Annotated in this window: 4 protein-coding genes; 1 reads left to right on the top strand and 3 read right to left on the bottom strand. The window is 52.6% G+C overall.

The features are described from left to right. The coding region (locus tag F552_RS20890; protein ID WP_156802191.1) for a type I secretion C-terminal target domain-containing protein at window positions 1-723 on the top strand (723 nt) is incomplete at its 5' end. A 191-nt stretch (window positions 724-914) separates the two neighbouring features. Here F552_RS20890 and lpdA read toward each other — a convergent pair. The 3 genes from lpdA to aceE are packed head-to-tail and all read right to left on the bottom strand — an operon-like array spanning window position 915 to window position 7,097. Then, window positions 915-2,687, bottom strand: a complete 1,773-nt coding sequence (lpdA, locus tag F552_RS0101590) for a dihydrolipoyl dehydrogenase (RefSeq protein ID WP_018149962.1) — start codon at window positions 2,685-2,687, stop codon at window positions 915-917. Between the two features lie 9 nt (window positions 2,688-2,696). Then, window positions 2,697-4,376: a dihydrolipoyllysine-residue acetyltransferase gene (gene aceF / locus F552_RS0101585; protein ID WP_018149961.1), complete on the bottom strand. Its 1,680-nt coding sequence runs from the start codon at window positions 4,374-4,376 to the stop codon at window positions 2,697-2,699. Window positions 4,377-4,427: 51 nt separating this feature from the next. Next, window positions 4,428-7,097, bottom strand: coding sequence for a pyruvate dehydrogenase (acetyl-transferring), homodimeric type (gene aceE / locus F552_RS0101580; RefSeq protein WP_018149960.1), 2,670 nt, complete (start codon window positions 7,095-7,097; stop codon window positions 4,428-4,430). Window positions 7,098-7,265 lie beyond the last annotated feature (168 nt).

Here is a 7,265-nt window from a genome sequence, read left to right as displayed (position 1 = left end):
GTACATGCCGATGGTACTTACACCTACACGCTGAACGATACTGGTCTGGCGCTGACCTCGGCCGATCATAAAACCGATCTGTTCAGCTACACCATCAGCGACGGCCATGGCGGAACCGCAAGTTCTACCCTGACCCTGAGCGTGAATGGGGTAGACCACGCACCGGTGGTGATCGATCACTCCGCAGTCGTGACAGACGAAGTGCTGGTCGGTACCACCAATGCGGTCAATACCATCACTGCCGGTAGCGGCAATGATGTGCTGATCGGTGGTGACAAGGCCGATACGCTGGTGGGTGGTGCCGGTGACGATGTCCTGATCGGTGGTAAAGGCAACGATACCCTGACCGGCGGTAGCGGTGCAGACACCTTCAAATGGGCACTGGCAGACCATGGTACGGCCGGTAACCCGGCGGTGGATACCATCACCGACTTTAAAGCCGGTACGTATGCCGCCGGTGTGGATGCCGACCGTCTGGATCTGAAGGATCTGTTGCAAGGCGAGACCCACGGTACGCTGACCAATTATCTGAGCTTCGAGAAATCTGGTGCAGATACGATTGTGCACATCAGCAGTACAGGTGGCTTCACCGGTGGTACTTACACCAGTGGTGCAGAAGACCAGAAGATCGTGCTGTCCGGTATCGATCTGGTGAGCGGTCATGCAGATAACGCAGCGATCATCAATGATCTGCTGACGCATGGCAAGCTGATCACGGACTAAGCGAGAAAAGAGGGAGGGGCGCTGTGAGGCGCCTCTCCTTCGCGCAAGCGCAGTTGTTGTATCGCGTAAGTGTTAAATGCAATGCCTGATGTCGTGCAAGCAGTAAGTAATTGAAGTCATCAAGCAACAAAAAACCCGCTGAACTTATCATTCAGCGGGTTTTTTATTGTGCCTAAGCAGGCGAGAGAAGCTTACTTCTTGCGAACAGGTGGCAAGTCAGTACAACTGCCTTCAAATGCTTCAGCAGCCAAGCCGACAGATTCGCCTAGCGTCGGATGCGGATGAATGGTTTTACCGATATCCACCGCATCTGCACCCATTTCAATGGCCAGACAGACTTCACCAATCAGGTCACCTGCATGCGTCCCGACAATGCCACCACCGATGATTTGGTGAGTGTCAGCATCAAAAATCAGCTTGGTAAAGCCTTCATCACGGCCATTGGCAATAGCACGGCCACTGGCCGCCCACGGGAAGACACCTTTTTCGTACTTGACGCCTTGCGCCTTGCACTGTTCTTCCGTCATGCCGACCCATGCAACTTCCGGATCGGTATAGGCAACACCAGGAATCACTTTGGCATCAAAGTAAGCCTTCTCGCCATGTGCAACTTCTGCGGCCACATGCGCTTCATGCACGGCTTTGTGGGCCAGCATCGGTTGGCCAACCAGATCACCAATCGCGAAGATGTGTGGTACGTTGGTACGCATTTGTTTGTCGACCGGGATAAACCCGCGGTCTGTCACAACTACGCCAGCATTCTCAGCACCGATCTTCTTGCCATTTGGCGCGCGCCCGGCAGCAACCAGGACCATATCGTAGCGCTGTGGTTCTTTAGGGGCTTTATCGCCTTCAAACGTCACCCAGATGCCGTCATCTTTGGCTTCTACAGCAACTGTCTTGGTTTTGAGCATGATGTTGTCGAAGCGATGTTCATTCATCTTCTGCCAGACTTTGACCAGATCACGGTCAGCACCTTGCATCAGGCCGTCCATCATTTCTACCACATCCAGACGAGCACCCAGAGATGAATAGACCGAGCCCATTTCCAGACCGATAATGCCACCACCGATGATCAGCATTTTCTTTGGAATAAACCGTAGTTCCAAAGCACCGGTAGAATCGACAATACGCGGATCTTGCGGAATGAACGGCAAGTTGACCACAGAAGAACCAGCAGCAATGATTGCCTGCTTGAACTTGATCACCTTGGTGCCACCCGCTGCCAGTTCGACAGACATGTGGAACGGGTCAATGAACTTGCCAATCCCTTGCACAACTTCAACTTTGCGGGCCTTCGCCATACCGGCCAAACCACCCGTCAACTTGCCGATGACTTTCTCTTTGTAGCCGCGCAGTTTGTCGATGTCGATCTGGGGTTCGCCAAAGGTAATGCCATGTTCACTCATGTGGCGTGTTTCATCCAGCACGGCTGTTGTGTGCAATAGTGCCTTGGAAGGAATGCAACCCACATTCAGACACACACCACCCAGGGTAGAAAAACGCTCGACAATCACGGTTTTCATGCCAAGGTCAGCAGAGCGGAATGCCGCAGAGTAGCCGCCTGGGCCTGCACCCAGTACGAGTACTTCACATTCACTGTCTGCTGCACCGGCAAACTGGCCTGCTTGTGGCGCTGATGCAGCGGCGGTAGGTGCAGCAGCAGGTGTGGCTACAGGCGCCTCAGGTGCTTCCACTTTGGGTGCGGGAGCTGCTGCGGCTGCGCCAGCGGATTCTACCAATAGAATCAGACTGCCCTGAGAAACCTTATCCCCCACTTTGACTTTTAGCTCCTTGACGATACCCGCTGTTGTGGCGGGTACTTCCATGGTCGCTTTGTCAGTTTCCAGGGTAATCAAAGAATCTTCAACGGCAATCGTGTCACCAGCTTTTACCAGAATTTCGATGATTTCAACATCTTTGTAATCACCAATATCGGGGACGTGCAATTCAACTAGACTCATATAGCCCCCTTACAGCATGACGCGACGGAAGTCGGTCAGGATCTGGCCAAAGTAGGCATTAAAGCGTGCCGCTTCTGCACCATCAATGACGCGATGATCCCACGACAGGCTCAGTGGCAACATCAGGCGAGGTACAAATTGCTTGCCATCCCAAACCGGTTTGGTTCCAGATTTGCAGACACCCATGATGGCGACTTCTGGCGCATTGATGATCGGTGTAAAGTAAGTCCCGCCAATGCCGCCCAGGCTAGAGATCGAGAAGCACCCCCCTTGCATCTGGTCAGGCTTGAGTTTGCCGTCGCGCGCCAGCTTGGCCAGCTCGCCCATTTCCTTGGCAATCTCGAAGACGCCTTTCTTGTCTGCGTCTTTGATCACTGGCACAACCAAGCCATTAGGCGTATCCGCCGCAAAGCCGATATGGTAGTAGCTCTTCAGAACCAGCGTATCGCCATCCAGACTTGAATTGAATGTCGGGAATTTCTTCAGCGCAGCCACTGCAGCTTTGATCATGAAAGCCAGCATGGTGACTTTGTTACCGCTCTTTTCGTTCTCTTTGTTCAGCTGAACACGGAAAGCTTCCAGGTCGGTAATGTCGCATTCGTCGTGGTTGGTAACATGAGGAATCATGACCCAGTTACGATGCAGGTTTGCACCTGAAATCTTTTTGATACGAGACAATGGCTGCTTGTCGATGGTACCAAACTTGCTGAAGTCGACTTTAGGCCATGGCAACACGTCCAGTCCGCTGCCTGATGGAGCGGCTGCAGCAGTGGCAGGTGCAAATGCACCGCTGGCAACTTGCTGCATGACACCCTTGACGAAGCCCTGTACGTCAGTAGCAGAAATGCGTCCTTTAGGACCGGTGCCTTTGACTTTACCCAGATCAACACCCAGTTCACGTGCAAACTTCCGCACAGATGGGCTGGCATGCGCTTTGGAGAAGCCGACTTCATCAATCGGCGTCATGGCAGGCGCTTGATGGGACGGTTCTGGACGGTGAATTGGAGCTGACGCCGTTTGTGCCGCAGGTGCAGGCGCAGCTGCCGGGGCAGTCGTGACTGCTGGTTGTGCCACTGGTGCAGCAGCAGATGCGCCATTGCCTTTCACGGTCAGAATCAGGCTGCCTTCTGCCACTTTCTCGCCTACCTTCACATGGATGGTCTCAACCACGCCCGCTGCAGTTGCAGGGACTTCCATGGTGGCTTTATCAGTTTCCAGTGTAATGAGCGAGTCATCGACAGCAATCGTATCGCCCACTTTTACCAGAATCTCGATGACATCAACGCCTTTATAGTCACCAATATCCGGGACGCGCAATTCAATCGAGCTGCTGGCTGCCGCCGGTGCCGGTGCTGTTACATTAGCAGCGGCAGGCGCCGCGGCCGGAGCCGCAGGCGTTGCTTGTGCCACAGCTGTCGGTGCAGGTGCTGGCGCCGCTTCTGCGGCTGCACTGGTTTCCAGTGTCAGCACCAGGCTGCCTTCTGATACCTTGTCGCCAACCTTGACGTGCAAGGCTTTGACGGTACCCGCAGCGGAAGCTGGCACTTCCATGGTGGCTTTGTCGGTTTCGAGGGTAATCAAAGAGTCTTCTACAGCAACGGTATCGCCTACCTTTACCAGAATCTCGATGATCTCGACATCTTTGTAGTCCCCGATATCGGGAACCTTGAGTTCAATCACAGTACTCATCTCAGTATCCTATTTCGGGTGGCATTGCCACCCGGTTGAAATCAGTTGCCGTTAGACTAGGGCTGGATTGGCTTTTTCAGGGTCAATGCCATATTTGCTGATCGCTTGTGCGACAACATCGCGGCTGACCTTGCCTTCTTTAGCCAATGCAGTCAGTGCTGATACTGTGATGAAGAAACGGTCTACTTCAAAGAAGTGGCGCAGTTTCTTGCGGGTATCAGAACGACCAAAACCATCGGTACCCAACACAACATACTGGCCTGGTACGTAAGCACGAATCTGGTCAGCGTAGTTGCGGATGTAGTCGGTGGTGGCAATGAATGGACCAGAACGGCCTGACAATTGCTCTTCTACATAGCACTTGCGAGGTTCAGCTGTCGGATGCAGCAGGTTCCAGCGCTCTGCATCAACGGCATCACGTTTCAATTCATTAAAGCTTGGTACGCTCCAGATATCTGCATCAACGCCCCAATCATCACGCAACAAATCGGCGGCGGCAATAGATTCGCGCAGAATTGTGCCAGAACCCAATAGCTGAACTTTCAGCTTGGCGTCTTTTGCACCTTCCTTGAGCAGATACATACCCTTCAGAATACCTTCTTCTGCACCTTCAGGCATTTCCGGATGAGCATAGTTTTCGTTCATCAGCGTAATGTAATAATAGATATTCTCATTATTCTGATACATGCGGCGCAGACCATCTTGCACAATCACGGCCACTTCATACGAGAAGGTCGGGTCGTAAGAAACGCAGTTAGGGATGAATCCGGCAAAGATGTGGCTATGACCATCCTGATGCTGCAAGCCTTCACCGTTCAGGGTGGTACGACCAGCAGTACCGCCCAGCAAGAAGCCGCGTGCACGCAAGTCACCTGCAGCCCATGCCAGGTCGCCAATACGCTGGAAGCCGAACATGGAGTAATAGATGTAGAACGGAATCATCGGCACACCGTGGTTGGCGTAAGCCGTTGCCGCCGCAATCCAGTCAGACATCCCACCTGCTTCGTTAATGCCTTCCTGCAGAATCTGGCCGCTCTTGTCCTCTTTGTAGAACATCAGCTGGTCGGAATCCTGTGGCACATACATCTGGCCTTCGGTACTCCAGATGCCCAGCTGGCGGAACATGCCTTCCATACCAAAGGTACGGGATTCATCCGGTACGATAGGGACAACGTGTTTGCCAATCGCTTTGTCTTTGACCAGCATGCCCAGCATCTGAACGAATGCCATGGTGGTAGACAGTTCACGTTCACCAGAAGATTTCAGCAGACGCTCAAAGGTAGAGAGTTGTGGAATATCCAGCGCAACCTTGACTGGCTTACGCACAGGCAAGTAACCACCCAGTGCTGCACGACGCTCGTGCATGTATTTCATTTCCGGGCTATCTTCAGCAGGTTTGAAGAAAGGAACTTCTTCCAGCTGCTCGTCCGATACCGGAATATGGAAACGGTCCCGGAAGCTGCGCAGGGATTCGATATCCATTTTCTTTTGTTGGTGCGAGATGTTTTGCGCTTCGCCCGCACGACCCATGCCATAACCTTTAATGGTTTTGGCCAGAATGACGGTTGGACGGCCTTTCGGGTTGTTTACGGCTTCATGATAAGCAGCATAAACTTTGTGTGGATCATGGCCGCCGCGGTTCAGCTTCCAGATTTCGTCATCGGACATGGTGGCAACCATGTCTTCCAGTTCTTTGTATTTACCGAAGAAGTGCACGCGGACATAGCGGCCATCTTTGGACTTCATGGTCTGGTAATCACCGTCCACGCATTCTTCCATGCGTTTCTTCAGCAGACCTTTGCTGTCTTTGGCCAGCAGAGGATCCCAGTAAGAGCCCCAAACCACTTTAATGACATTCCAGCCTGCGCCACGGAAGTCACCTTCCAGTTCCTGAATGATTTTGCCGTTACCGCGAACAGGGCCATCCAGACGTTGCAGGTTACAGTTCACCACGAAAATCAGGTTATCCAGCTTCTCACGGCCAGCCATGGAGATCGCGCCCAGAGATTCTGGCTCATCCATCTCGCCGTCGCCGCAGAAACACCATACCTTACGGTTGGCAAATTTGGAAAGATCACGGCTTTCCAGGTACTTCATGAAACGTGCCTGATAAATCGCCATGATCGGGCCAAGACCCATGGACACGGTCGGGAACTGCCAGAAATCAGGCATCAACCATGGGTGTGGATATGAAGACAGACCTTTGCCATCCACTTCCTGGCGGAAGTTGTTCATCTGGTCTTCAGAGATACGGCCTTCCAGGAATGCGCGGGCGTAGGCGCCTGGTGCAGAGTGGCCTTGCATGTAAATCAGGTCACCGCCATGGGTGTCGGTCGGCGCATGCCAGAAATGGTTAAAACCAACATCATAAAGGGTCGCCGCGGAAGCAAAAGACGAAATGTGTCCACCAAGTTCAGAAGAGTTCTTGTTGGCTCTGACAACCATGGCCAGCGCATTCCAGCGGATATAAGAACGAATGCGATCTTCCAGTTCATGATTACCTGGTGAGCGTTGTTCTTTATGTGGCGGAATGGTGTTGAGATAAGCGGTGGTTGACGAGAAGGGCAGGTAAGCACCAGTGCGACGAGCTTTGTCGGTCAGTGTTTCCAGCAAATACTGAGCACGCTCAGCGCCTTCTTTTTCTAAAACGCTCTCCAGTGCTTCTAGCCATTCAAGTGTCTCTTGCGGGTCTAGATCTTCGGGCGGTAGTCCAATCGTCATGGTCGGCCTCATTTATGATGTTATGGTTGCTACATGAAACAAAACGCTAGCTTTATGGCTTTGTTTAAAGCAAAGGAACTGGCGTTAATTTTATGTATCTTCTGGTTGCTGAGAAAAAGCGCAGATGAGTTTCATGAAAGCAGCAACGACCCTTGTCAGCCAGATTAT

This window comes from Leeia oryzae DSM 17879, from assembly GCF_000376945.1.
GTDB classification, from domain to species: Bacteria; Pseudomonadota; Gammaproteobacteria; order Burkholderiales; family Leeiaceae; genus Leeia; species Leeia oryzae.
This window is presented reverse-complemented; position numbering and strand designations above follow the sequence as displayed.

Excerpts from the sequence above, each read along its gene's own strand:
- lpdA (WP_018149962.1), bottom strand. The coding sequence starts at position 2,687 with ATGAGTCTAGTTGAATTGCACGTCCCCGATATTGGTGATTACAAAGAT.
- aceF (WP_018149961.1), bottom strand. The coding sequence starts at position 4,376 with ATGAGTACTGTGATTGAACTCAAGGTTCCCGATATCGGGGACTACAAA.
- aceE (WP_018149960.1), bottom strand. The coding sequence starts at position 7,097 with ATGACGATTGGACTACCGCCCGAAGATCTAGACCCGCAAGAGACACTT.